At 63.3% G+C, this 24,111-nt stretch carries 23 protein-coding genes and 1 pseudogene; 13 read left to right on the top strand and 11 right to left on the bottom strand.

What is annotated here, in order from left to right; translation table 11 throughout:
- Positions 1–43: 43 nt before the first annotated feature.
- Positions 44–244, top strand: coding sequence for a hypothetical protein (locus B3361_RS23880; protein WP_009685625.1), 201 nt, complete (start codon positions 44–46; stop codon positions 242–244).
- A 308-nt stretch (positions 245–552) separates the two neighbouring features.
- Complete coding sequence (locus B3361_RS23875) at positions 553–2,025, top strand: inorganic phosphate transporter (protein WP_009685626.1); 1,473 nt, start codon at positions 553–555, stop codon at positions 2,023–2,025.
- 287 nt (positions 2,026–2,312) lie between these two features.
- Here the strand turns inward: B3361_RS23875 and B3361_RS23870 are convergent, their stop codons facing one another.
- On the bottom strand, positions 2,313–3,788 hold the full coding sequence (locus tag B3361_RS23870) for a helicase HerA-like domain-containing protein (RefSeq protein WP_054905771.1): 1,476 nt from the start codon (positions 3,786–3,788) through the stop codon (positions 2,313–2,315).
- A 169-nt stretch (positions 3,789–3,957) separates the two neighbouring features.
- On the opposite strand from B3361_RS23870, the pseudogene B3361_RS24170 reads away from it, so the two are divergent.
- The 5 genes and pseudogenes from B3361_RS24170 to B3361_RS23850 form a co-directional block, all read left to right on the top strand.
- Positions 3,958–4,974: pseudogene (locus B3361_RS24170) on the top strand (cache domain-containing protein); the annotation flags it as partial.
- Positions 4,975–5,067: 93 nt separating this feature from the next.
- Entirely contained in the window at positions 5,068–5,832 is a 765-nt protein-coding gene (locus B3361_RS24165) for a methyl-accepting chemotaxis protein (protein ID WP_371105818.1), read from the top strand.
- Between the two features lie 159 nt (positions 5,833–5,991).
- Complete coding sequence (locus tag B3361_RS23860; RefSeq protein ID WP_029887350.1) at positions 5,992–7,113, top strand: glycosyltransferase family 4 protein; 1,122 nt, start codon at positions 5,992–5,994, stop codon at positions 7,111–7,113.
- Complete coding sequence (locus B3361_RS23855) at positions 7,106–7,870, top strand: DUF2334 domain-containing protein (protein WP_054905769.1); 765 nt, start codon at positions 7,106–7,108, stop codon at positions 7,868–7,870. The genes B3361_RS23860 and B3361_RS23855 overlap by 8 nt, the downstream gene beginning before the upstream one ends.
- Positions 7,867–8,859: a lysylphosphatidylglycerol synthase transmembrane domain-containing protein gene (locus B3361_RS23850; protein ID WP_054905768.1), complete on the top strand. Its 993-nt coding sequence runs from the start codon at positions 7,867–7,869 to the stop codon at positions 8,857–8,859. Before B3361_RS23855 ends, B3361_RS23850 begins: the two co-directional genes overlap by 4 nt.
- Before the next feature lie 209 nt (positions 8,860–9,068).
- Here B3361_RS23850 and purU read toward each other — a convergent pair whose 3' ends face one another.
- Positions 9,069–9,920 (bottom strand): formyltetrahydrofolate deformylase, encoded by an 852-nt coding sequence (purU, locus tag B3361_RS23845; RefSeq protein WP_047149623.1) that lies wholly within the window; start codon positions 9,918–9,920, stop codon positions 9,069–9,071.
- 284 nt (positions 9,921–10,204) lie between these two features.
- On the opposite strand from purU, the gene mvaT reads away from it, so the two are divergent.
- Positions 10,205–10,582: a histone-like nucleoid-structuring protein MvaT gene (mvaT, locus tag B3361_RS23840; protein WP_009685634.1), complete on the top strand. Its 378-nt coding sequence runs from the start codon at positions 10,205–10,207 to the stop codon at positions 10,580–10,582.
- A 73-nt stretch (positions 10,583–10,655) separates the two neighbouring features.
- Here the strand turns inward: mvaT and sbcB are convergent, their stop codons facing one another.
- The 3 genes from sbcB to B3361_RS23825 form a co-directional block, all read right to left on the bottom strand.
- On the bottom strand, positions 10,656–12,089 hold the full coding sequence (gene sbcB / locus B3361_RS23835; RefSeq protein ID WP_054905767.1) for an exodeoxyribonuclease I: 1,434 nt from the start codon (positions 12,087–12,089) through the stop codon (positions 10,656–10,658).
- A gap of 59 nt (positions 12,090–12,148) precedes the next feature.
- Positions 12,149–12,508, bottom strand: coding sequence for a PilZ domain-containing protein (locus B3361_RS23830; protein ID WP_054905766.1), 360 nt, complete (start codon positions 12,506–12,508; stop codon positions 12,149–12,151).
- A gap of 123 nt (positions 12,509–12,631) precedes the next feature.
- Positions 12,632–13,018 (bottom strand): tetratricopeptide repeat protein, encoded by a 387-nt coding sequence (locus B3361_RS23825; RefSeq protein WP_009685638.1) that lies wholly within the window; start codon positions 13,016–13,018, stop codon positions 12,632–12,634.
- 234 nt (positions 13,019–13,252) lie between these two features.
- Here B3361_RS23825 and pyk point away from each other — a divergent pair, with 234 nt between their 5' ends.
- The gene (gene pyk, locus B3361_RS23820) at positions 13,253–14,707 is read left to right on the top strand and encodes a pyruvate kinase (RefSeq protein ID WP_009685639.1); all 1,455 of its coding nucleotides are present in this window, start codon (positions 13,253–13,255) and stop codon (positions 14,705–14,707) included.
- A gap of 129 nt (positions 14,708–14,836) precedes the next feature.
- Here the strand turns inward: pyk and B3361_RS23815 are convergent, their stop codons facing one another.
- Positions 14,837–15,757 carry an iron-sulfur-binding ferredoxin reductase gene (locus B3361_RS23815; protein ID WP_054905765.1) on the bottom strand — a complete coding sequence of 307 codons (921 nt, stop codon included), beginning with the start codon at positions 15,755–15,757 and terminating at the stop codon, positions 14,837–14,839.
- Between the two features lie 279 nt (positions 15,758–16,036).
- Here B3361_RS23815 and B3361_RS23810 point away from each other — a divergent pair, with 279 nt between their 5' ends.
- Positions 16,037–17,560: a fumarate hydratase gene (locus B3361_RS23810; protein WP_009685641.1), complete on the top strand. Its 1,524-nt coding sequence runs from the start codon at positions 16,037–16,039 to the stop codon at positions 17,558–17,560.
- Positions 17,561–17,664: 104 nt separating this feature from the next.
- Here the strand turns inward: B3361_RS23810 and B3361_RS23805 are convergent, their stop codons facing one another.
- Together B3361_RS23805 and B3361_RS23800 are read right to left on the bottom strand one after the other, a co-directional pair.
- A complete protein-coding gene (locus tag B3361_RS23805; RefSeq protein WP_054905764.1) occupies positions 17,665–18,537 on the bottom strand; it encodes a carbon-nitrogen hydrolase family protein in 873 nt (290 codons plus the stop codon).
- The gene (locus tag B3361_RS23800; protein WP_009685643.1) at positions 18,534–19,124 is read right to left on the bottom strand and encodes a GNAT family N-acetyltransferase; all 591 of its coding nucleotides are present in this window, start codon (positions 19,122–19,124) and stop codon (positions 18,534–18,536) included. The genes B3361_RS23805 and B3361_RS23800 overlap by 4 nt, the downstream gene beginning before the upstream one ends.
- Positions 19,125–19,239: 115 nt before the next feature.
- Between B3361_RS23800 and B3361_RS23795 the strand changes: the two genes are divergently transcribed.
- Complete coding sequence (locus B3361_RS23795) at positions 19,240–19,638, top strand: nuclear transport factor 2 family protein (protein WP_029887342.1); 399 nt, start codon at positions 19,240–19,242, stop codon at positions 19,636–19,638.
- Positions 19,639–19,681: 43 nt separating this feature from the next.
- Here B3361_RS23795 and B3361_RS23790 read toward each other — a convergent pair whose 3' ends face one another.
- The 3 genes from B3361_RS23790 to B3361_RS23780 are packed head-to-tail and all read right to left on the bottom strand — an operon-like array spanning position 19,682 to position 22,052.
- Positions 19,682–20,260 (bottom strand): DJ-1/PfpI family protein, encoded by a 579-nt coding sequence (locus tag B3361_RS23790; protein ID WP_009685645.1) that lies wholly within the window; start codon positions 20,258–20,260, stop codon positions 19,682–19,684.
- Positions 20,261–20,311: 51 nt separating this feature from the next.
- Positions 20,312–21,469, bottom strand: coding sequence for a phospholipase D-like domain-containing protein (locus B3361_RS23785; protein WP_054905763.1), 1,158 nt, complete (start codon positions 21,467–21,469; stop codon positions 20,312–20,314).
- A gap of 1 nt (position 21,470) precedes the next feature.
- Positions 21,471–22,052 (bottom strand): YceI family protein, encoded by a 582-nt coding sequence (locus B3361_RS23780; RefSeq protein ID WP_054905762.1) that lies wholly within the window; start codon positions 22,050–22,052, stop codon positions 21,471–21,473.
- A gap of 308 nt (positions 22,053–22,360) precedes the next feature.
- Between B3361_RS23780 and olsB the strand changes: the two genes are divergently transcribed.
- On the top strand, positions 22,361–23,116 hold the full coding sequence (gene olsB, locus B3361_RS23775) for an L-ornithine N(alpha)-acyltransferase (RefSeq protein WP_029887338.1): 756 nt from the start codon (positions 22,361–22,363) through the stop codon (positions 23,114–23,116).
- Positions 23,116–23,904: a lysophospholipid acyltransferase family protein gene (locus B3361_RS23770; protein ID WP_054905761.1), complete on the top strand. Its 789-nt coding sequence runs from the start codon at positions 23,116–23,118 to the stop codon at positions 23,902–23,904. The genes olsB and B3361_RS23770 overlap by 1 nt, the downstream gene beginning before the upstream one ends.
- Positions 23,905–24,111: the final 207 nt, after the last annotated feature.

The raw sequence follows: 24,111 nt of genomic DNA, 5'->3' as shown, positions 1-24,111 counted from the left end.
TAACGCGTTACCCCCGTGATTACACTTAATTCAGGTACTGCATGTGACGAAAGATGAACTGCGCGCAGAACTCGAGCGCCAGGCTGAACGTTACAAGGATGTCTACGGCGGCGAAGTCACCACCTATGCCGCACAAACGGAACCGGAGCGCAAACCCTGGCGCAAACGCGCCAGCCTGCGCGACCAGGCTTTCAGCCAGGAACTGGAACGGATGGAAAAGGAACTACGCAGCGAGAACCCCTGACCCGGGTCGATGCAGCGCTGTGTTCGCCCGGCTCGCCCGGGCGTGTTGGCCTTATTACCCAAGCGAAGTGAAATGGATTTTCACAAATTTCAAACGATCGTTTTAATTAGCGCCGAAGCTGGACCTTTACGTTTTTGACCTGCTTTTCGCAGCAATTCGCCGATTTAAACTGAACTTGCCCTGTAATCAAGGGCCGCTCGCAGGGCAGCTTTGGCGCTTTTGGTCGTGCCAACGGCCTGCTGGAGGTGCATCGATTGCCAAGGTTTTCTGGCATAATCCCGCCCCCCTATGACCGCCAGACAACCTTCATGATCGATTTATTCAGCGGACTGGATGCCTGGGTATTGGTGAGCCTGCTGCTCGCCTTGACCTTCGTACTCGCCTTCGAGTTCATCAATGGCTTTCATGACACCGCAAACGCGGTAGCTACCGTCATCTATACCAAAGCCATGCCTCCCCACCTCGCCGTGTTCTTCTCCGGCGTGTTCAACTTCTTCGGCGTACTGCTGGGCGGTGTCGGGGTGGCCTACGCCATCGTGCACCTGCTGCCGGTGGAGTTGCTGATCAATGTGAACACCGGCCACGGCCTGGCCATGGTCTTCTCCCTGCTGGCCGCGGCCATCACCTGGAACCTCGGCACCTGGTACTTCGGTATTCCCGCTTCCAGCTCGCACACGCTGATCGGCTCTATTCTGGGTGTAGGTCTGGCCAATGCCCTGATCAACGACATCCCGCTGGGAGACGGCGTTAACTGGCAGAAAGCCATCGACATAGCCATGTCGCTGGTGGTCTCGCCAATGGCTGGCTTCGCCGTGGCTGCCCTGGTGCTGCTCGGCCTGAAGTGGTGGCGCCCGCTGTCGAAGATGCACAAGACCCCCGAACAGCGCCGTAAACTCGACGACAAGAAGCACCCGCCCTTCTGGAACCGCCTGGTCCTGGTGGTTTCTGCCATGGGTGTGAGCTTCGTGCACGGTTCCAACGACGGCCAGAAAGGCATTGGCCTGATCATGCTGGTGCTGATCGGTATCGTGCCGGCCAAGTTCGTGCTCGACCTGAACAGCACCACCTATCAGATCGAGCGTACCCGCGACGCCACCCTGCACATGAGCCAGTTCTACGAGCGCAACGCCGCCACCCTGGGCGAGTTCCTGGCCCTGGGCAAGGCCAAGGCCAGCGACCTGCCGGAACAGTTCAGTTGCAACCCGCAGCAGACCGAGCCGACCATCGCCGCACTGCAAACCTCGTTGCAAGGCGTGACCGACTATCACAGCCTGGCTGCCGAGAAGCGCGTTGAAGTACGCCGCTACTTGCTGTGCCTGGATGACACCGCGAAGAAGGTTGGCAAGCTGCCTGGCCTGGAAGCCCGCGAAAAGGCCGACCTGGAAAAACTGCGCAAAGACCTTACCGCCACCACTGAATACGCCCCGTTCTGGGTAATCGTGGCCGTTGCCCTGGCCTTGGGCCTGGGCACCATGGTGGGCTGGAAGCGTGTGGTGCTGACCGTTGGCGAGAAGATCGGCAAGCAGGGCATGACCTATGCCCAGGGCATGTCGGCACAGATCACCGCGGCCTGTGCCATCGGCATGGCCAACGTGTTCGCCTTGCCGGTGTCGACCACGCATGTGCTGTCGTCCGGCGTGGCCGGCACCATGGTCGCCAACAAAAGCGGCCTGCAAGGTGGCACCGTCAAAACCATCCTGATGGCTTGGGTTCTGACCCTGCCAGCCTCGATGGGCCTGGCGGCCGGCTTGTTCTGGCTGGCGTCCAAGGCCATTGGCTGAGTGACACCGCAATAGACAAAGGCGCCCACGGGGCTAATGCCTGTCAGTTAAGGGTTATTGGGGCTGCTTTGCAGCCCTTCGCGGGCACGCCCGCTCCTACACGCTTGGCGCTGAACTCAAGAAATGCGCTATCCCCTGTGGGAGCGGGCGTGCCCGCGAAGGGTCGCAAAGCGACCCCAACTACTTAACTGACTGGCATTAACCCCGGGGCGTCTTTTTCATATCGGCAGCTGGGCCCACAGGCAGTGCGCAAGGCCCAGGCTCGATACGGTCCAGGTGGCAGCCAACTATTTTTTCTTGCCCCCCAACAACGACCCCATCAACCCCCGCACCAGTTGCCGCCCCAACTGGTTGGCTGCCTGGCGCACCGCCGATTTGATCGCCTGCCCCGCCGCACTCTGCAAGAACTCACCGGCCTTGTCGGCAAAGCTCTCTTCATCGGCCTTCGGTTGCGGCGCCGGCTCCACCGCCTCACCTTTGCGCTGGGTCAGCATTTCATAGGCCGACTCACGGTCCACCGGCTTGTCATAGCGCCCGGCCAGCGGCGAAGCAGCAATCAGCGCACCGCGCTCCGCAGCACTCAACGGCCCGATCCGCGATTGCGGCGGTGCCACCAACACGCGCTGGACCATGGCCGGGGTGCCCTTCTCTTCAAGCGCCCCCAGTAGCGCTTCGCCAATGCCCAGTTCGGTGAGCACGCTCAAGGTGTCGAACGCCGGGTTGGGGCGGAAGCCATCGGCTACCGCCCGCAATGCCTTCTGCTCCTTCGCCGTGAATGCCCGCAAGCCATGCTGAATGCGCAAGCCCAACTGGGCCAGCACCGCATCCGGCAAGTCACCCGGCGACTGGGTGACGAAGAACACGCCCACACCTTTGGACCGGATCAGCCGTACCACCTGCTCCAGGCGCTCCTGCAGCGCCTTGGGCGTGCCGTTGAACAACAGGTGCGCCTCGTCGAAGAACAACGCCAGCAGCGGTTTTTCGGCATCGCCGCGCTCGGGCAACTGCTCGAACAATTCAGCCAGCAGCCACAACAGGAAGGTGGCGTAGACCTTGGGGGCTTCATGCACCAAGCGGCTGGCATCAAGCAGGTGGATACGGCCGCGGCCATCGGGGTCCGGGCGCAGCACGTCTTCCAGTTGCAACGCCGGCTCGCCGAACAGCGCCTCGGCCCCCTGTTGCTCGAGGGTTGCCAGCCGGCGCAACAAGGCCTGGGTCGAGGCGGTGGTCATCAGCGCGCTGTCTTCACCCAGCAATTGCGGGTTGTCTTTCAAGTGGGCAAGCAGCGCCTTGAGGTCTTTCAGGTCGAGCAGCAACAGGCCTTCACGGTCGGCCACCTTGAACGCTGCATACAACGCCGCCTGCTGGCTGTCGGTCAGTTCCAGCAAGTTGCCCAGCAGCAGCGGCCCCATTTCACTGAGGGTCGTGCGCAGCGGGTGGCCGGACTGCCCCGCGATATCCCACAACGTCACCGGGTAGGCCCGTGGCGTATGCCCAAGCCACGGCATGCCGGCGATGCGCTCGGCCACCTTGCCCTGCGGTGCACCGGCGGCGCCCAGGCCACACAAGTCGCCTTTCACGTCGGCGGCAAACACCGCGACCCCGGCGTCACTGAACACTTCCGCCAGGCGTTGCAAGGTGACGGTCTTGCCGGTACCGGTGGCGCCTGCCACCAGGCCGTGGCGGTTGGCCAGGCGCATGGCTTGCCCGAGCGGCTGGCCATCCGGGCCCGATCCCACAACTATGGTCGAAGTTTCCAACATCTCTTTAATCCCCTGCTCAAGCTTTAACTGAAACCGGCCGATACCTTCGGGTGATATTCGTCTTAGAAGAGAGGAACAACCGAAAAGGGATTTTTCCGGATATTGCACAGCCTTGCGGCCTCACTCGTGCGAACGCCCTGATTAAAACCTTAGCGGAACCGATTACGCCATGAATAAAAGCCTGCGTTTCAGCCACAAGATACTGTTGGCCGCCTCACTGATCGTCATACTCGCCTTCAGCCTTTTCACCCTTTACAACGATTACCTGCAGCGTAATGCCATCCGCGAGGACCTGGAAAACTACCTGGCTGAAATGGGTACTTCCACGTCTACCAACATCCGCAACCTGTTCGACGGGCGTATCAAACTGGTGGAAAACCTGGCGCAGAACATTGCCCAGAACCCGGCCAACGCTGAAACATTCATGGGCCAGCGCGCACTGCTCTCCAGCTTCCTGACCGTTTACCTGGGCAAGATCGACGGCGGCTTCAGTGTTCGCCCGGACGCGAAGATGCCCGACGGCTACGACCCTCGCACCCGGCCCTGGTACAAGGATGGCATGAATGCCAGCGGGGCCATGTTGACCGAACCGTACATCGACATGACCACCAACAAGATGGTCATCGGCATCCTCAGCAAGGTCTCCAGCAGCGTGGGTGTGGTTGGTGGCGACCTGACGCTGGACGGCCTGGTGCAAATCATCAACTCGCTGGACTTTGGTGGTATGGGCTATGCGTTCCTGGTCAATGACCAGGGCAAGATCCTGGTACACCCGGACCAGGCCCTGGTGATGAAGTCGCTGTCAGACCTGTTCCCGCAACACACACCCAAGCTGAGCAACGAACTGACCGAAGTGCAAAGCGACGGCCAGGCACGCTTGCTGACCTTCACTCCGATCACCGGCCTGCCCTCGGCCAATTGGTACATCGGCCTGTCGGTGGACAAGGCCAAGGCCTTCTCGATGCTGAGCACCTTCCGCACCTCGGCAGTGGTTGCCACGGTCGTCGCCGTGGTCATCATCATCGCCTTGCTCGGCTTGCTGATTCGCGTACTGATGCAGCCGTTGCACACCATGACCCGCGCCATGGAAGACATCGCCGAAGGTGAGGGCGACCTGACCAAGCGCCTGCGCATCCATAACCATGATGAATTCGGCATTCTCGGCAACGCCTTCAACCGCTTCGTCGAGCGTATTCACAGCAGCATCCGCGAAGTGTCCTCGGCCACCGAGCAAGTCAACGAAGTGGCACTGCGGGTGATCAGCGCCTCGAACTCATCAATGACCAACTCCGATGAGCAGGCCAACCGCACCAACAGCGTGGCCGCGGCCATCAACGAACTGGGTGCCGCGGCCCAGGAAATCGCCGGCAACGCTGCCCAGGCCTCGCAGCACGCCAGCTCCGCAAGGCTGCTGGCCGAAGAAGGCCAACAGGTGGTCGAGCGCAACATTGCGGCGATGAACCGGCTCTCGGACCTGATCGTCACCTCCAGCGAACACATCGAGACCCTCAACAGCAAAACCGTGAACATCGGCCAGATTCTGGAAGTGATTACCAGTATCTCCCAGCAGACCAACCTGCTGGCATTGAACGCCGCCATCGAAGCGGCCCGCGCCGGTGAAGCCGGGCGTGGTTTCGCCGTGGTGGCCGATGAGGTACGCAACCTGGCCCACCGCACCCAGGAATCGGCGCAACAGGTGCAGGCCATGATCGAAGAACTGCAGGTGGGTGCCCGCGCATCGGTGGAAACCATGGATCAGAGCCAGCGCCACAGCACCGACAGCATGCAGATCGCCAATCAGGCCGGCGAACGGCTGGACAGCGTGACCGTGCGCATTGGCGAAATCGATGGCATGAACCAGTCGGTGGCCACCGCCACCGAGGAGCAGACTGCCGTGGTCGAAGCCATCAACATGGATATCAACGAGATCAACATGCTCAACCAGGAAGGTGTGGAGAACCTGCAGGCCACCCTGCGTGCGTGCTCCGACCTGGAGCAGCAGGCCGGGCGCCTGAAGCACCTGGTGGGCAGTTTCCGGATCTAGTCCCACGTGCCCCAGGGGAGCAGGTACACCCCCTCCCCTGGGGCAGCTTGCCGCGCAACCCCGATCGAACAAACTATCCTTCTGAAAGGTCAACCTTTAGGCGTGTCATCGCCGCCAACCAAGCGCCAGATGACAGACCCGAAAGACGATCCCGGAGGGATGCTGATCGTGCACATCGCCGACATCACCATGTTCTACGCCCCCGCCAGCGGTGGCGTACGAACTTATCTTGATGCCAAACATCACCGCCTCGACGCCATCCAGGGCGTACGCCATAGCCTGTTGATTCCTGGTGCCAGCGCCCACAATGCCGACGGCATCTACCAAGTACCGGCACTGCCGCTGCCTTTTGGCAAAGGCTACCGCTTCCCGGTACGCCTGGCCCCGTGGTGCAAGACCCTGCGTTCGCTCAAGCCGGACCTGATCGAGGTCGGCGACCCGTACCTGACTGCCTGGGCGGCGCTGGAGGCCCGGCGCCAGCTGGACGTGCCGGTAATCGGCTTCTACCACTCCGACCTGCCGCTGCTGGTCAGCAACCGCATGGGCAACTGGTTCACGCCCAATGTCGAGGCCTATGTCAGCAAGCTATATGGGAATTTCGACCGGGTGCTGGCCCCCAGCCGGGTCATGGCCGACAAACTGCGCCGTCTGGGCGTGCGCGATGTACACGTACAACCGCTGGGCGTGGACCTGGCCACGTTCCACCCGTCCAAACGCGACGCCAATGTGCGTGCCGAGCTGGGTATCGCCGATACCACCCGCCTGCTGATCTACGCCGGGCGTGGCTCCCGGGAAAAGAACCTGCCGGTATTGCTGGCCTGCATGCAGCAGCTGGGCCACCCCTACCACCTGCTGTTGGTGGGCTCCGGCATGCCCGCCAATGTGCCGGACAACGTCAGTGTCATCGGCCAGTTCTGCCCGCCCGAGGAGGTCGCCCGGCTGATGGCCAGCGCCGACCTGCTGGTGCATGCCGGCGACCAGGAAACCTTCGGCCTGGTCATTCTCGAAGCCATGGCCAGTGCAACGCCAGTGGTCGCCGTGCGCGCGGGTGCCTTCGGCGAAATCGTCAATGACCAGTGCGGCCGCCTGTGTACAGCCAACGATGCCCAGGCCATGGCCACAGCCGTGCGCGAGGCATTCGAGGCAGGTGTGCGCAAGCTGGGCGCGCAGGCGCGCCGCCACGTCGAGCAGCACTATTCATGGGACAACGTGGTCGCGGGCCTGCTGCAGCACTACCAGGCCGTGCTCGGCCATCAGCCTCTGGTGCGCGCCCATGCTTGAGTCACGCCCCGCACCGCGTAGCCTGATGCTGGTACTGCACGATGTCGCGCCTGAAACATGGCCCGACTACCAACCTTTCGTGGAGGCGGTGGATGCTATCGGCGGTGTGCCCATGACTTGGCTGGTGGTTCCGGACTTTCACCAGCGCAACCCGCTGTTGCGCTCACCGGCGTTCTGCCGCCTGCTTGAACGGCGCCTGGCCGAGGGCGACGAACTGGCGCTGCATGGCTACTACCATGCCGACAACGGCCCGCCGCCGCGCACGCCAGGCGACTTCTTCATGCGCCGTATCTATACCCACGAAGGCGAGTTCTATGGCCTTGATCAACAGCAGGCCCTGCAGCGCCTGGAACAGGGCCTGGCCGTGTTCGCACAACAGCAATGGCCGGTGGCAGGTTTCGTGGCGCCAGCCTGGTTGATGAGCGAAGGCACCCGCCAGGCGCTGCGCCAGCTGCCTTTGCGCTACACCAGCACACCGCAGCACCTGTACCGCTTGCCCGAGTTCACCCCGATCAAGGCGCCAGGGCTGGTGTGGAGCGCCCGCAGTGCCTGGCGCCGGGGGCTGTCGCGGGCCCTGTGCGACTGGCAGTGCAGACGGTGGCAGAACGCCGAAACCCTGCGCCTGGGCCTGCACCCGGTGGACATGCGCCACCGTAGCTCCCGCGAGTACTGGCTCAATACCCTGCGCACCTTGATGGCCCAAGGTCGCGAACCCCTCACCAAGTCCGCCTGGCTTGACCGCCAGGTAAGCGCATGAGCCGTCTGGCCTGGCTAGGCCTGGCACTTGTCGCAGCAATGCTGGTGCCAGCCCTGCTTGGCGGCAGGGACCTGCTGCCCCGGTTGCAAGGGTTCGATCCTGGCCTGTTGCTGACCCTGCTGGGCATGATCCTGCTGTGCTGGGTGATCAACGCCATGCGCCTGCGCCTGTTGCTGGGCCAGCAAGGCGCAAGGCTTGGGCACCTGCGCAGCCTGGGCGTGGTGATGGCCACCGAGTTCGCCATCTGCACCACCCCCGGCGGCAGTGGTGGCCCGTTAACCCTGATGGCGCTGCTGGCACGCGAGCGCATCGGCCCGGCGCGCAGTGGCGCCGTGTTCGCCATGGACCAATTGAACGACCTGCTGTTCTTTTTCTGCGCGATGCTGGCGATTGCGGGCTACGCATTGTTTCACAGCCTGGGCCACAGCCAGCAAAGCATGTTGCTGGGCAGTGCGTTGCTGCTGTGCAGTGCGCTGGTTGGGGTGATCGGCTTGCTGCGCTACCGCCGCGCGCTCATGCGCCTCAACGGCAGGCTGCTGCAACGCCTGGGCGTGGCCGCGCCGCGCAAGCGCCGCTGGGCCCGCAAACTGCTGCACTTCATCGCCGCACTGGCGCAGACCTGGCAGTTGCCCAAGCGCACGCTGGCGCTGGTGTTTACCCTCACCTGCATCCACTGGGGGCTGCGCTACAGCGTGTTGTACCTGGTATTGCGCGGGTTGGGCGGGGAGCTGGCATGGATCCCCAGCTTTCTGGTGCAGATGCTGTCGCTCAGTGCCGGGCAATTCAGCCTGCTACCGGGCGGGGCAGGTGCGGCCGAGCTGACGTCTGCAAGCCTGCTGACGCCGCTGGTGGGCAGCTCCACCGCCGCCGCGGCGATCCTCATCTGGCGGGCAGTCACTTATTACTTTTACCTGCTGGCAGGCGGGCCGGTGTTCGTGTGCCTGCTGGCGCGTCCGTTGCTGACGCGCTGGCGGCGCCAGGCGGGTTGAGCCGCTGCCACAGTTCGGCGGCGCCGGGGAAATCGGTGCCGTCGGTGTCGGCCAGCGCTTGCGGGTCATAGCGCGCCAGGCAGCCTTCACCTACGGTGGGCGGGGCCGTGGCGGTGGGTTGGTTGCGCCGTTTGGCCATCGGTATGTTCCTCAAGCGTAGCGATAGGGCTGCCGAGCAGCCCCAAAGGCTTGCAGGCAACCCAACGGTATCAGTCGAAGACCACCGTCTTGTTGCCATGCACAAGCACGCGGTCTTCGAGGTGATAACGCAGGCCACGTGCCAGCACCATCTTTTCCACATCACGGCCAAAGCGAACCATGTCTTCGATGCTGTCGGCGTGGCTCACGCGCACCACGTCCTGCTCGATGATCGGGCCGGCATCCAGTTCTTCGGTGACGTAGTGGCACGTTGCACCGATCAGCTTCACCCCACGCAGCGCGGCCTGGTGGTAAGGCTTGGCACCCACGAACGACGGCAGGAAACTGTGGTGAATGTTGATGACCTTCTCCGCGTAGTCCCGGCACAGTTGCGGCGGCAGGATTTGCATGTAGCGGGCCAGCACCACGACATCGGCCGCGTGTTCTTCGACCAGGCGCGACACTTCGGCAAAGGCCGGGGCCTTGTCCTTGGGGTCGACCGGTACATGGAAGAACGGTATGCCGTGCCACTCGACCATGCTGCGCAGGTCGTCGTGGTTGGAAATGACACACGGGATCTCGCAGTCCAGTTCATCGGTATGCCAGCGGTGCAACAGGTCAGCCAGGCAATGCGACTCGCGGCTGGCCATCAGCACCACGCGCTTTTTCTGCGCCGAGTCGGTTATCCGCCAGGTCATGGAGAACTCTTCGGCAATCGGCGCAAACGCCTCACGGAAGGCTTCGATACCGAAGGGCAATGATTCGGCGCGGATTTCATGACGCATGAAGAACCAGCCGCTCTGCTCATCGGAATGATGGCTGGCTTCGTTGATCCAGCCATTGTACAAGGCCAGGAAATTACTGACTTTCGCCACGATCCCTACACGGTCGGGGCAGGCGATCACCAGACGATAGGTGCGCATGAATGAGACTCCAGAACTTCGCAAAGGCGCTTATTCTAGCGGCACGCAAGGAAAAGCGCAGTATTGATTGCAGCGGCCGCGGCCACTGTAGCAACCACGCTGGCAATGTGGACACTATCTGACACAGCCGGCGAAATGGCACACGCTAATGTAAATTTTTGTTCACCTGAGAAATATTGTCACAGCTTAATCAACAGTTAATTGCCCAACATTATGTTTACTTGCGAGTATCGGCTGTCTATTATTGCCCCACACATTTCTGAACACGCATTAAGGAACACTCCATGTCCCTGATCAACGAGTACCGCGCCACCGAAGAAGCCATCAAAGAACTTCAGGCTCGCCTGGCCAACCTGTCGCAGGACGACAAGCTGAAGAAAGAGCTGGAGTTCGAAGGCAAACTGCGCAACCTGATGGGCGAGTACTCCAAGTCCCTGCGCGACGTGATTGCCCTGCTCGACCCAGAGTCGAAACTGAGCAAAGCACCGCGTGGCACCGTCAAGGCTGTTGCTACCAAGCGTGCCCGCAAGGTCAAGCAATACAAGAACCCGCACAACGGTGAAGTGATCGAAACCAAAGGCGGCAACCACAAGACCCTGAAAGAGTGGAAAGCCAAGTGGGGCGGCGACGTGGTCGAGAGCTGGGCTACCCTGCTGGACTGATTGTTCAGCCCGGGCCTTTGCTTATTGCAAACAAAAACGCCGGCACATTGCCGGCGTTTTGTTTGTCTGCCCTTCAGTCAATTGCAAACTGTTGTTGCAAGTTCCGGGCATGTAGTTGCCATGCCTCCAGCACCCGCCGCCCGGCCTCGTCGGCGCGCTCCCAGGCTTGCAGGCGCGCCTGCTCGAAATCACCCAATGTGTTCGGCGCCCCCCACTGCGGCTGGCTAAGGCGCTGCTGGCAGAACGCATACCACCGCTGGCGCTCCTCGGGGGTCAAGGTGTCCGGAAAGTTGCGCGCCCGGTAACGGAACAACAGCTCAGGCAAGCGCGGGTCATCGAACAGCCACTGCCCCCGGCCCAATTGCGCCGGCTCCAGCGCACGAACTTGCTCGCATAGACGCCGGTCACGGTCACCAATAAAACCGTTATACAACTGCTGCTCCGGGTCCTCACTCGGCGCGAAATCGTCCTTGCCGTAAATGTGCTCCAGCTTGTCCTGCCATTGCGCCTGTTGATCGGCCAACTGTTCACCGCGCGATTGTAACAACGTCAAGTCGATGCCCAGCCGCTGTTGATCGGCAGGGCGTAATACCGACAGTGGCGCAAGTACCGGGCAGCGATTGATCTGTACCAGTTTAAGCGGCACCGGTAATTCGCCCTCGGCCAAATCCTCGTGCCGGGTGTACAAGCGCTGACGCAATACTTCAGCACTTTCCCTGAGTAATGGCAGGGTTTCCTGATGCAGGTCGCAGACAATCAGTGCATTGCGATTGTGCGGGTGCCAGGCCAATGGCAAGACCACCCCCAGGTAATTACGCGCTGCTGAAAAACGCCCGGATACATGCACCAGCGGTTGTAGCAAGCGGATCTGTTCCATGACTTTATGCTTGCTGCGCAACTGGAACAGCCAGTCATACAACTTGGGCTGTTTTTGCCGGATCAGTCGCGCCAGGGCAATGGTTGCCCGCACGTCGGAAAGCGCTTCATGCGCATGCCCGTGATCAATGCCGTTGGCCTTGCTCAACAGCTCCAGACGCAGGCTGGTGCGCCCGTCCTGCTGCGGCCACTCGATGCCCTCCGGGCGCAGGGCGTAGGCCGTGCGCACGATGTCGATCAGGTCCCAGCGGCTGTTGCCGCCCTGCCATTCACGGGCATAGGGGTCGAAAAAATTCCGGTACAGGCTGTAGCGGGTCACTTCGTCATCGAAACGCAGGGTGTTGTAGCCCGCCCCACAGGTGCCTGGTTGGGCCAGCTGCGCATGCACGCGGGTCATGAATTCGGCTTCGCACAGGCCCTGCTCGGCCAGTAACTGCGGGGTGATGCCAGTCACCAGGCACGCAGCCGGGTGCGGCAGAATATCGTCGGCGGGGCGGCAGTAAAGGCTGATCGGCTCGTCGATCTCGTTGAGGTCGAAGTCGGTGCGCAGGCCGGCGACCTGCAGCGGCCGGTCACAGCGCGGGTTGATGCCGGTGGTTTCGTAGTCGTGCCAGAAAATGCTGGAGGTCACGGGGTCGTCCTGTCTTGCGAGGTCGACCCGATTCTAACGCGATTCCAGGGCGCCAAGGCTCAGGCAGAGGCGTTGGCCGGGCGGAAGCTGAAATAGTCGCGCAGCGAGCGCACGAAATCGTCGTACTCGCGCGGGGCCTGCAGCAGCATGAAGCCCGAATCGTAATGCCCAGGGGTCTGGTCCTCACTGCACCACAGGCAACTGGCGGTCAAGTTGACGAACTGGAACCCGCCGCCGGCCAGCGGCATGCGAAGTTGCAGTTCATAATCGGGCCCTATCAGCACGGGCAGTTGGCTGATGACCATCAGGCCGTCTTCCGAGGCGTTGCCGAGCAGGCCGATTTCCTGGTCGGTAAAGCGGTTGAACACCTTGAGGGCACAAGGGAGCTGATGGCGTTCGATGCGGCGTTTGTTGAACATGATGGCGAGTGTATTCCGTACCTGATGCCAGGAATACAAGGTACTGGCGGTTGTTGTAACAGCTGGGTTACAGATTAGCGCAGCACGCGCCGCGAATCCCGTGAAATAAACCACACCTTTGTATTAGCGCCAAGGTGCAGTAGTCGCCGGCCGGGCCACGGCCGCTTCGGTACCGCGCAAATGGCCGAGCTTCTCCAGCGTCTGCAGGCGGGCCTGGGCGCGATAGGCGTACTCGTTGCGCGGGTATTGCTGGATCAGGTACTGGTAGGTCTGGGCGGCGTCCACGTACAACGCCTGGCGCTCCAGGCACTGGCCGCGCAGCAGCGACACTTCGGGGTGGATGAACGGGCGCGCGCGGCTGGTACGGTCTACTTGTGACAGCTCCAGCATCACCCGCGCGCAATCACCCCGGTCATAGGCGCGATAGGCATTGTTCAGGTGGTGGTCCATGGACCAGCGGGTACAGCCGACAGCACTGGCGGCGAGGGCGAAAACGATCAGGGCTCGCATGGCAATCTCCTTTGATAGCAAACCTATCGGCCGCTGTCGGGTTTTCTTCAGCGGCGAGCGACAAGTGCCAGGCCGCCACGAGGGGCATGAATGCCGCACGCGCTTTTCTCTGTAGCTTACTGCTTGTAGCTTGCAGCTGCCCTACCCCGGAAGTCACAGGTAGTGCAACGGAACAATGACTACAGCGAGATTCAGGAGTAGCCTTTCGCTGCGCTTCACTATAGGAGTCTGTGCATGAGCATCCGCCGTACCAAAATCGTCGCCACCCTTGGCCCCGCCAGCAACTCGCCGGAAGTGATCGAACAGCTGATCCTCGCCGGTCTCGACGTGGCACGCCTGAACTTCTCCCACGGCACGCCGGACGAGCACAAGGCCCGCGCGCGCCTGATCCGCGACATCGCTGCCAAGAACGGCCGCCATGTTGCACTGCTGGGCGACCTGCAGGGTCCGAAGATCCGCATCGCGAAGTTCGCCAACAAGCGCATCGAACTGAAGATCGGTGACAAGTTCACCTTCTCCACCGCCCACCCGCTGACCGAAGGCAACCAGGATATCGTCGGCATCGACTACCCGGACCTGGTCAAGGACTGCGGTGTCGGTGACGAACTTCTGCTCGACGATGGCCGCGTGGTCATGCGCGTCGAAACCGCCACCGCCGATGCCCTGCACTGCGTGGTGATCATCGGTGGCCCGCTGTCGGACCACAAGGGCATCAACCGTAAAGGTGGCGGCCTGACCGCACCGGCCCTGACCGAAAAGGACAAGGCCGACATCAAGCTGGCTGCGGAAATGGACCTGGACTACCTGGCCGTGTCGTTCCCGCGGGACGCCAGCGACATGGAATACGCGCGCAAGCTGCGTGACGAGTCCGGTGGCAGCGCCTGGCTGGTGGCCAAGATCGAGCGCGCCGAAGCCGTTGCCGACGACGAGACCCTGGACAAGCTGATCCTCGCTTCCGATGCCGTCATGGTCGCCCGCGGTGACCTGGGCGTGGAAATCGGCGACGCCGAGCTGATCGCCATTCAGAAAAAGATCATCCAGCACGCTCGCCGCAACAACAAGGCAGTGATCGTGGCGACCCAGATGATGGAGTCGATGATCCAGAACCCGATGCCGACCCGTGCCGAAGTGTCCGACGTGGCCAACGCCGTGCTCGACAACACCGACGCGGTCATGCTGTCGGCGGAAAGTGCTGCCGGTTCGTACCCGATCGAAGCCGTACAGGCCATGGCCCGCATCTGCTCCGGTGCCGAGAAGCACCCGACCAGCCAGCGCTCCAGCCACCGCCTGCACACCACCTTCGAGCGCTGCGACGAAAGCATCGCCCTGGCGGCGATGTACACGGCCAACCACTTCCCGGGCGTGAAGGCGATCATCGCCTTGACTGAAAGCGGCTACACCCCGCTGATCATGTCGCGCCTGCGCTCGCACGTGCCGATCTTCGCGCTCTCGCCGCACCGCGCGACCCAGGCACGGGCCAACATGTTCCGTGGCGTCTACCCGATTGCCTTCGACCCCGCTTCGCTGCCCGCCGACAAAGTCAGCCAGGCAGCTGTCGACGAACTGCTCAAGCGTGGCTTGGTAGAACAAGGCGACTGGGTGATCCTGACCAAAGGGGACAGCTACCACACCATCGGTGGCACCAATGGCATGAAGATCCTGCATGTGGGTGATCCGCTGGTCGGCTGAGCCTGCCTCAAAGAGGGGCCGCTCTGCGGCCCTTCGCGGGCATGCCCGCTCCTACAGGTACAGCGTCAGCCTCACCCCTGTGGGAGCGGGCGAGCCCGCGAATAGGCCGGCACAGTCAACCTGGCTGCCTCAGGCATGTTCAACGAAGACGTCAGTAAATACTTGCCCCCGCGGCACGCCGGCAATGAACAGCCGCCGCGCAAACCGATCCACACTCCCCGCTGCCCCACACACCAGCGCCACCGTCTGCCGCGAAGGCGGGCGCAACCGCGCCAGCGCTTCATCCATCTGCGCTTCCAGCACCAGCTCGACCTGCACGCCTTGCAGCTGCATCAGGGGTTCAGCCAGATAGTGCCCGGCGCTGTTGCGCGCCACATGCAGCACCCGAATCTCGCCGCGATGCCCCTGCCGCACAGCCTCACGCAAGATCCCCCACAACGGCGCAAGCCCGGTTCCGGCTGCCAGCAGCCAGAGCGGCCGATCCTGCCAATCCAGGTCGTAGTGCAACGCCCCCCCCCTGAATTCGCCCAGGCGCAGCACATCTGCTACCTGCAAACCACGAGCCTTGTCGCAAAAGGCGCCGGGGCGCCGGCAATCGATGTGAAACTCCAGGAAGTCATCTTCCCCCGGCAGGCTGGCCAGTGAATAAGGCCGCGCTACCGAACCATTCCACAGCACCACATGCTGCCCCGCCTGGTAACGCACCGCCCGCTCGGGCCGTAGCCGTACACGCAACACGTCACCGTACCAGTCCAGCGCACAGACGTGCGCCGGCACACCATCGCGCTGCGGGTCGAACAGCGCCACATTCAAGTCCTCGATCACCCTGCACTGGCAAGCCAGGCGCCAGCCCAGGGCGTGCTGGTCCAGGGCCAGGGCCTCAGGCATGGCGTCCAGCGGCTGCCCGGCCTGGCAGTGCACCAGGCAGGCGTGGCAGCTTCCGGCGCGGCAGCTGTAGGGCACGTTGAGCCCAGCCTCGTTCAGGGCATCGAGCAGGTTGCTGCCGGTCGGCACCGCCCAGCGGTGCTCGCCTACGCAAAGTTCGGGCATCTTCAGGTATCTCTTCCCGCTTCAGGTTGTGGGGGGGCGCTCTGCGCGCCCGTCGATAGTAAGGCCAACCACAGGCGTCAGCAGCAAAAAGGATGCCCAGCCCCAACCGACCAAGGTCCAGACCACTCGCAGGTGTGTCACGCGGTGAGGCACGCTATACTGCCGCGCCCTTTTGCGTCGGCCATGCTGCCGGCGCGCCTTTGCAAGGCGTCTCGACATGCTGGTCGGCACCGTCGAGCGTCTCTATGAATGTTCCCGTCTTTAAGAGGAGCGCGCTGCATGACCGTGATCAAGCAAGACGACCTGATTCAGAGCGTCGCCGACGCCCTGCAATTCATCTCGTACTACCACCCCGTCGATTTCATCCAGGCCATGCACGAGGCCTATCTGCGCGAAGAATCGCCTGCTGCCCGCGACTCCATCGCCCAGATCCTGATCAACTCGCGCATGTGCGCCACCGGCCACCGCCCGATCTGCCAGGACACCGGTATCGTCACCGTGTTCGTACGCGTGGGTATGGATGTGCGCTGGGACGGTGCCACCCTGAGCGTCGACGACATGATCAACGAAGGTGTGCGTCGCGCCTACAACCTGCCTGAAAACGTCCTGCGTGCCTCGATCCTGGCCGACCCGGCCGGTGCCCGCAAGAACACCAAGGACAACACCCCGGCCGTTATCCACTATTCCATCGTGCCTGGCGACAAGGTCGAGGTCGATGTCGCCGCCAAGGGCGGCGGCTCGGAGAACAAGTCGAAGATGGCCATGCTCAACCCGTCCGACTCGATCGTCGACTGGGTGCTCAAGACCGTACCGACCATGGGTGCTGGCTGGTGCCCGCCTGGCATGCTCGGCATCGGCATTGGCGGTACCGCCGAGAAGGCCGCGGTCATGGCCAAGGAAGTGTTGATGGAGTCCATCGACATTCATGAGCTCAAAGCCCGTGGCCCGCAGAACCGCCTGGAAGAAATCCGCCTGGAGCTGTTCGAGAAGGTCAACCAACTGGGCATCGGTGCCCAGGGCCTGGGTGGCCTGACCACCGTGCTCGACGTGAAGATCATGGACTACCCGACCCACGCCGCTTCGCTGCCGGTGTGCATGATCCCCAACTGCGCCGCCACCCGCCACGCGCACTTCGTGCTCGATGGCTCCGGCCCGGCCGAGCTGGAAGCGCCATCGCTGGACGCCTACCCGGAAATCGTCTGGGAAGCCGGCCCAAGCGCACGTCGCGTCAACCTCGACGATATCACCCCGGAAGAAGTCGCCAGCTGGAAGCCGGGCGAAACCATCCTGCTCAACGGCAAGATGCTGACCGGCCGCGACGCCGCGCACAAGCGCATGGTGGAAATGCTCAACCGTGGCGAAGCGCTGCCAGTGGACCTCAAAGGCCGCTTCATCTACTACGTTGGCCCGGTCGACCCAGTCGGTGACGAAGTGGTTGGCCCTGCCGGCCCGACCACCGCGACCCGCATGGACAAGTTCACCCGCCAGATCCTCGAGCAGACGGGCCTGCTGGGCATGATCGGCAAGTCCGAACGTGGCCCCACCGCGATCGAAGCGATCAAGGACAACAAGGCCGTATACCTGATGGCTGTGGGCGGCGCTGCCTATCTGGTAGCCCAGGCTATCCGCAAGTCCAAGGTACTGGCCTTCGCCGAACTGGGCATGGAAGCGATCTACGAGTTCGAGGTCAAGGACATGCCAGTTACTGTTGCCGTAGACAGCAACGGTGAGTCGGTGCACATCACTGGCCCTGCCCTGTGGCAGAGCAAGATTGCCCAGAGCCTGGCAGTCGAAGTCAAGTAAGCCTGATGTAACAGCGGCGCCGGCTTCGCGGGTGAACCCGCTCCTACAGGGACCTCATGTCCCCGGTGGGAGCGGGTTCACCCGCGAAGCAGGCGCCTCTGCTTTCAACGCACTCTGTCAAACTGCTCTGGCCAGTCCCTGCGGGTAAACACCTGCCCTTCCCGCCGCACCCGCCGTACTTCCTCAAGGTCCACGTCACACACCAGCCACTGGCTTCTGCCCGGCTCCAGCGCTGCGCTCAAGGCAACCACACCGTCCCCCGGCATGCCATGGTCCGGCGGTACGAACAACCCTGCCCGGCCAATATTCTCATCCAGCGCCGGCGACCAGGCCGCCAGCCCTACCGTCGGGCTCTGCAACACCGCTATCTGGTTCTCCAGCGCCCGTGCCTGGGCACCGATGCGCACCCGGTGATAGCCCGCCTCGGTGTCGGTGCAGCTCGGTGCCAGGATCAGGTCGGCACCCAACTCGGCCAACTGCCGGGCCAGCATCGGGAACTCATTGTCGTAGCAGATCAGAATGCCCACACGCCCCAGTGCAGTATCGAACACCCGCAGCCCCTGGCCTGCGCTGATGCCCCACTGCTCTCGCTCGAAGCGGGTCATCATCAGTTTGTCCTGGTAGCCCAGCGGCCCCTCGGGACCGAACAGCCAGGCGCGGTTGCGGTAGGCACCGTCATTGTCCAGCACCGGCACGCTCCCCGGCTGCAGGTAGATGCCCCAGCGCCTGGCCATGCTTTCACACAAGGCTGCCCAGGCGCCGATCAGCGGTTGGATCCCGGCAATCGAACCCAGCAGGTCGCCCCGCTGTTCACCTCTCAACTGGCCGCTGAGTACCAGCCCGGCATACTCGGGCAGCAACAGCAAACGGGCGCCCGCCGCCACCGCTTCGGCGCACAGGCCCTGCAGGTGGTCGGCGTAGGCGTCCCAGGTTTCATGCAGTTCGATGGCGTACTGGCAGGCCGCCAGGCGGATCATACCGGCAGTTCCTTCAGCCAGAACGACATCAGCTTGTCGGAGCTTTCCTGCTCGTCCAGGTCACGCCAGGCATAGCGGGTGCGCAGCGACGGGTCGTGCAGGAAACCGCGGTTACGCCAGAAGCCATGCAACGGCTTGTAGTCTGCAGGCCGGCGCGGGTGTACACCGGGCCGCTCGACCGCACAGAACGCGCAGTAGTCGAACTCGGCCAGTTTGTGGGCATAAGACTCGCGTTCGATGAAGAAACGCACGCCCAAACCTTGGCCGCGGTACTCCGGCAATACCAGCGACTCACCAAAGTAATAAACGCTGGCCGGGTCCCGCCCCTGGGCCAGGAACGGCTGCTGGAACTCCGGCGCCACGTCCACCAGCGGCAGGCCGGTAGATGCACCCACAACCTGGCCTTGGTCCAGCGCCAGCACCACCAGGCTGCGCCCGGAACGGGCATAGTTGGCCAGGTAGTCGGCTTCGTACTCCGGGGTGCCGTCGTACAGGTAGGGGAACTCGCGGAATACGGTAAGGCGCAAGCGAGCGAGGTCATCGATATAGGGCGCGATAGCGGCGCCGTGCAACAGGCGTATTTCCATGCTTGGCGGTCGTTTTGTCGATGTGGATGACGCGCTCGGCTAAGCCGGGCTTGAGGGGGAACCGTATCATCCGGGGCAACGACCCGCCTTTTCCCTACACGACAGGTATTGTTCCATGACCGCTACCGAACTGGTAAATGCGTACTACGCCGCCTTCAACGCCGGCGACATGCCGGGCTTTCTGGCACTGCTCAGCGAAGACGTGATCCACGACATCAACCAGGGCGAGCGGCAGATGGGCAAGGCCAGGTTTGCAGCGTTCATGGACAAGATGAACCGCTGCTACCGCGAGCGCCTGGCCGACATCGTGGTCATGCAGAACGCCGACGGCAGCCGTGCGGCGGCGGAGTTCACCGTGCATGGCCAGTACCTGGCCAATGACGATGGGTTGCCGCCGGCGAACGGGCAGACCTACGTGCTGCCGGCCGGGGCCTTCTTCTACATCCATTGCGGCAAGATTGCCCGCGTGACCAACTACTACAACCTCAATGACTGGGTTGAACAGGTAGGTTGAGCCTGTACAGGCCTGTTCGCGGGTTCACCTGCGAACACGCCTGTCAGGCGATGCGGGTGCCCAGCACCTTGAGGAAGGCCGCCAGCCACGCCGGGTGCGCCGGCCAGGCCGGGGCGGTTACCAGGTTGCCATCCACATGGGCCTGGTCCACGGCGATGTCGATGAACGTCCCACCCGCCAGCCGCACCTCCGGCGCACACGCCGGGTAGGCGCTGCATTCGCGCCCTTCCAGCACCCCGGCCGCTGCCAGCAACTGCGCACCATGGCACACTGCTGCAATTGGCTTGCCAGCCTGGTCGAACGCCCGCACCAGCTCCAGCACCTTCTCATCCAGGCGCAGGTACTCCGGCGCCCGGCCACCCGGGATCAGCAGCGCGTCGTAGCGCTCGGGCCGCACCCGCACGAAATCGAAGTTCAGGGCAAAGTTGTGCCCGGGTTTTTCGCTGTAGGTCTGCTCACCCTCGAAATCATGAATCGCGGTACGCACGGTCTGCCCCGCCAGCTTCTCCGGGCACACCGCGTGCACCGTGTGGCCGACCATGCTCAGTGCCTGGAACGGCACCATTGCTTCGTAATCCTCGACGTAATCGCCGACCAGCATCAGAATTTTTTTCGCCGTCATCGCACACACTCCTTCGCTCGCCCGTGAACAGTCATTGCACGATAGCCGCTATCAGTCGCGGCGGTCGAGCAGGTTCACCACCAGCCGGTCGAGCCAGCCCCAGATGCGCTGCTTAACCCGCCGCCACAGCGGCCGGGCGTGCCAATGGGCCAGGTCGACTTCCTCGCTCAGGGCAAAATCGCGCTCGAAGCTGGCGACCACGGCCGCCGTCAGCGGTGGGTCCAGTGCCTCGATGTTGGCTTCCAGGTTGAAGCGCAGGTTCCAATGGTCGAAGTTGCAGGAGCCAACGCTGACCCAGTCGTCCACCACGGCCATCTTCAGGTGCAGGAAGCACGGCTGGTACTCGAAAATGCGTACACCGGCGCGCAGCAGGCGCGGGTAGTAGCGGTGCCCGGCATACCGGACCGAGGGGTGGTCGGTGCGCGGCCCGGTCAGCAGCAGCCGCACGTCCAGGCCCTTGCTGGCAGCCCGGCGCAAGGAACGGCGGACACTCCAGGTTGGCAAGAAGTAGGGTGTGGCCAGCCATACCCGTTGCTTGCCGCTGTTCAAAGCGCGCACCAACGCGTGCAGGATGTCCTGGTGCTGACGGGCGTCGGCGTAGGCAACCCGGCCCATGCCCTGCCCCTGCGCCGGCACCTTGGGCAGGCGCGGCAAGCCAAAGCCCTCGGCGGGGCGCCATGCGGTGCGGCGGTTGTTGGCATGCCACTGGCGGTCGAACAGCAATTGCCAGTCGGCCACCACCGGGCCTTGCATCTGCACCATCACCTCGTGCCAGTCACTGCGCGCCTGGCCGGGTGTCCAGAACTCATCGGTTACGCCCGTGCCGCCGACCACGGCCCAGCGCTCGTCCACCAACAGCAGCTTGCGGTGGTCGCGGTACAAGTTGCGCAGGCCGCGCTTCCAGCGCAGGGGGTTGTACCAGCGCAGCTCCACCCCCGCCGCCAGCAAGCGCTGGCGTAGCATGCTGTTGAAGGCCAGCGAACCGTAGTCGTCGAACAGGCAGCGCACTCGCACACCCCGCCGGGCCGTGTGCTCCAGCGCTTCGACCACCGCCTCGGCACAGGCCCCAGCCTCGACCAGGTAGAGTTCCAGGTCTACCTGCGATTCGGCGCGCTCGATCGCCGCAAGCATGCGCGGAAAGAACTCGGGGCCGTCGATCAGCAGCTCGAACTGGTTACCCTCACGCCAGGGAAATACCGGCCCCGGCATGTCAGCGCGCGGTGAAAATCAGCACCGCATTGACCGGCACCGACGGGTTGATGGATTTGAGCTTGGCAAACTTGCGCAGGTTTTCCAGCCCCGGCAGCAGGCCAAAGTCCTCGGCACGCAGCAGCAGTGGCTCGAGGGTGACCACCTGGAACCGTCGCGCATCCAGGCGGGTTGCCAGCAACAAGGCGTTGTAGCGGTGCGACTGCCCGTGCAAGGTGACCGTCAGCGGCAGGCGCAGCTCGATCTGGGCACCATCGGCCAGGTCATTGATCGGGCGCAGGTCGATTTGCGCCTTCACCGTGGCCTCGGCAAAGCGGCCGACCTCGAACAGCTGGTCACGCATCTGCTCGTCACGCAGGGGGATGCCACTGCTGACCGAATCCATCTCGATGCGCAAGCCCGCCACGCCCTTGTTGTCGACCGAACCATGCAGCACCAGGAAGCGATGCACTTCGGCGGTATCGCCGTTCTTGCCGGTAATGAACGACAAGCGCGAAGACTCGCCATCGAGGTGCCAGTTGGCATGGGCGGGCGGGCAAACAGCCAGCAACAGGGCGAAGAGCGCGGAGGGCAACTTGAACATGACAAATCTCAGAAAACCAAGCCGCCAACCTTACCCGCCCGCTTTACCGGCAGCAAGCGGCGTGCCCTGCTGGGGCTTGCGCACTCATGCAGAGCCCACAGCAGCCCAAGCCTTGTGCAGCCGTTTCTCCCGCGCCGCCGCGTCTACCTGCGGCCGCAGGGCCTGGAATGGCACGTACAAGCCCCAGGGGGTTGTCACGCAAGCATCACCAAAGCTTCACCGGGGTGACACCGCGTCTGCCTAGGCTGACTTTGCACAACAAAGCCGACCGGCCGCAACCCTTCATGGCTGGCTTATGGAGACTCGCAATGACTCGGATCGCTCACGCTGGCGACAACAGCACTGAACGCCGTCTGCAAGCCGAACGCCTGGTTGGCGCCAAGGCGCTGCAAGAAGCCCAAGCCTTGCGTTACCAAGTGTTCAGCGCAGAATTCAAGGCCAAACTCAAAGGTGCCGAGCACGGCCTGGACATGGACGACTACGACGTGCACTGCCGCCATATTGGTGTACGCGACCTGAGTACCGGCAAGCTGGTGGCCACTACCCGGCTGCTTGACCACCAGGCCGCCAGCAGCCTGGGGCGGTTCTACAGCGAAGAAGAATTCCGCCTGCACGGCCTGTTGCAGCTGCAAGGGCCGATCCTTGAACTGGGGCGCACCTGCGTAGCCCCCGCCTACCGCAACGGCGGCACCATTGCCGTGCTCTGGGGCGAGCTGGCCGAGGTCCTCAACGAAGGCCGCTACCGTTACCTGATGGGCTGCGCCAGCATCCCCATGCAGGACGGTGGCGTACAGGCCCAGGCCGTGATGCAGCGACTGCGCGAGCGCTACCTGTGCACCGAGCACTTGCGCGCCGAACCGAAGAAGCCGCTGCCGAACCTGGCGCTGCCCAACAACGTCATCGCCGAACTGCCACCGCTGCTCAAAGCCTACATGCGCCTGGGTGCAAAGATCTGCGGCGAGCCGTGCTGGGACGAAGACTTCCAGGTCGCCGACGTGTTCATCCTGCTCAAGCGCGACGACCTGTGCCCGCGCTACGCCCGCCACTTCAAGGCGGCAGTCTGATGCCCAGGCTGCGGGTGCTGGCCCGCGTCTGCAGGCTGCTGCTGGTCGTGCTGCTCGGCGTGCTGATGGCCAGCGTGATCGCCGTGGGGCAGCGGCTAGGCCTGAAGGCCTCGCTCGAAAGGCGCCAGCGCTGGACCTGCCTGTTCATGAAGCGCCTGGTCGCAGCCCTGCCCTTCGACGTGCAGGTGCGCGGGGCGCTGCCGCAGCGGCCGATGTTGTGGGTCAGCAACCATGTGTCGTGGACCGACATCCCCCTGCTGGGCATGCTGATGCCCCTGTCATTCCTGTCCAAGGCCGAAGTGCGCCAGTGGCCGCTGGCCGGCTGGCTGGCGGAACAGGCCGGCACCCTGTTCATTCGTCGTGGGGGCGGCGACAGCGAACGGCTGCGCGAGCAGATGGCCAGGCAACTGGGCCTGGCCAGGCCGCTGCTGATCTTTCCTGAAGGCACCACCACCAGCGGTCACGCCTTGCGCACTTTCCATGGCCGCCTGCTGGCAGCGGCCATCGACCGTGGCGTAGCGGTGCAGCCAGTGGCTGTCCAGTACCTGCGTGACGGTCAGATCGACCCGGTTGCGCCCTTTGTTGGTGACGATGACCTGGTGGCGCACCTGCTGCGCCTGTTCGCCCAGCCACGTGCGCAGGTGTGCATTCACCTGTTGCCGCCGATCGGGACCGTGGGCAAGGAACGTGCGCTGCTGGCAATGCAGGCACAGCAGGCGATTCACCTGGCGTTGTATGGGTTCGAAAACGTCGAGGCGGCGCCACGGCGGCCGGCGCGGGCTGCCTGATCTCTATCCCATGTTGCGGCACTATCGCCGGCAAGCCGGCTTTACAGGTACTGCATTGGCTTGCAAACCTGCAGTGAACTTGTGGGAGATTCTATGGTTTCTGGCAAGGGTAGCCGGAGCATCTTCAGCGCCTGTGAGATCGAGCGCCGCCCGCGCGGCGCAATCGCGAGCTGCGCTCGCTCCTACGTTTGTTTCGGGCCAGTAACG

This window comes from Pseudomonas sp. UBA6699, assembly GCF_002454615.1.
Taxonomy (GTDB): Bacteria; Pseudomonadota; Gammaproteobacteria; order Pseudomonadales; family Pseudomonadaceae; genus Aquipseudomonas; species Aquipseudomonas juntendi.
The sequence above is the reverse complement of the archived record's forward strand: the minus strand, read 5'-3'. Positions and strand labels throughout refer to the sequence as shown.

Coding starts and splice junctions, on each gene's coding strand:
- B3361_RS23875 (WP_009685626.1), top strand. CDS start 553: ATGATCGATTTATTCAGCGGACTGGATGCCTGGGTATTGGTGAGCCTG.
- B3361_RS23870 (WP_054905771.1), bottom strand. CDS start 3,788: ATGTTGGAAACTTCGACCATAGTTGTGGGATCGGGCCCGGATGGCCAG.
- B3361_RS24165 (WP_371105818.1), top strand. CDS start 5,068: ATGACCAACTCCGATGAGCAGGCCAACCGCACCAACAGCGTGGCCGCG.
- B3361_RS23860 (WP_029887350.1), top strand. CDS start 5,992: ATGCTGATCGTGCACATCGCCGACATCACCATGTTCTACGCCCCCGCC.
- B3361_RS23855 (WP_054905769.1), top strand. CDS start 7,106: ATGCTTGAGTCACGCCCCGCACCGCGTAGCCTGATGCTGGTACTGCAC.
- B3361_RS23850 (WP_054905768.1), top strand. CDS start 7,867: ATGAGCCGTCTGGCCTGGCTAGGCCTGGCACTTGTCGCAGCAATGCTG.
- purU (WP_047149623.1), bottom strand. CDS start 9,920: ATGCGCACCTATCGTCTGGTGATCGCCTGCCCCGACCGTGTAGGGATC.
- mvaT (WP_009685634.1), top strand. CDS start 10,205: ATGTCCCTGATCAACGAGTACCGCGCCACCGAAGAAGCCATCAAAGAA.
- B3361_RS23830 (WP_054905766.1), bottom strand. CDS start 12,508: ATGTTCAACAAACGCCGCATCGAACGCCATCAGCTCCCTTGTGCCCTC.
- B3361_RS23825 (WP_009685638.1), bottom strand. CDS start 13,018: ATGCGAGCCCTGATCGTTTTCGCCCTCGCCGCCAGTGCTGTCGGCTGT.
- pyk (WP_009685639.1), top strand. CDS start 13,253: ATGAGCATCCGCCGTACCAAAATCGTCGCCACCCTTGGCCCCGCCAGC.
- B3361_RS23815 (WP_054905765.1), bottom strand. CDS start 15,757: ATGCCCGAACTTTGCGTAGGCGAGCACCGCTGGGCGGTGCCGACCGGC.
- B3361_RS23810 (WP_009685641.1), top strand. CDS start 16,037: ATGACCGTGATCAAGCAAGACGACCTGATTCAGAGCGTCGCCGACGCC.
- B3361_RS23805 (WP_054905764.1), bottom strand. CDS start 18,537: ATGATCCGCCTGGCGGCCTGCCAGTACGCCATCGAACTGCATGAAACC.
- B3361_RS23800 (WP_009685643.1), bottom strand. CDS start 19,124: ATGGAAATACGCCTGTTGCACGGCGCCGCTATCGCGCCCTATATCGAT.
- B3361_RS23795 (WP_029887342.1), top strand. CDS start 19,240: ATGACCGCTACCGAACTGGTAAATGCGTACTACGCCGCCTTCAACGCC.
- B3361_RS23790 (WP_009685645.1), bottom strand. CDS start 20,260: ATGACGGCGAAAAAAATTCTGATGCTGGTCGGCGATTACGTCGAGGAT.
- B3361_RS23785 (WP_054905763.1), bottom strand. CDS start 21,469: ATGCCGGGGCCGGTATTTCCCTGGCGTGAGGGTAACCAGTTCGAGCTG.
- B3361_RS23780 (WP_054905762.1), bottom strand. CDS start 22,052: ATGTTCAAGTTGCCCTCCGCGCTCTTCGCCCTGTTGCTGGCTGTTTGC.
- olsB (WP_029887338.1), top strand. CDS start 22,361: ATGACTCGGATCGCTCACGCTGGCGACAACAGCACTGAACGCCGTCTG.
- B3361_RS23770 (WP_054905761.1), top strand. CDS start 23,116: ATGCCCAGGCTGCGGGTGCTGGCCCGCGTCTGCAGGCTGCTGCTGGTC.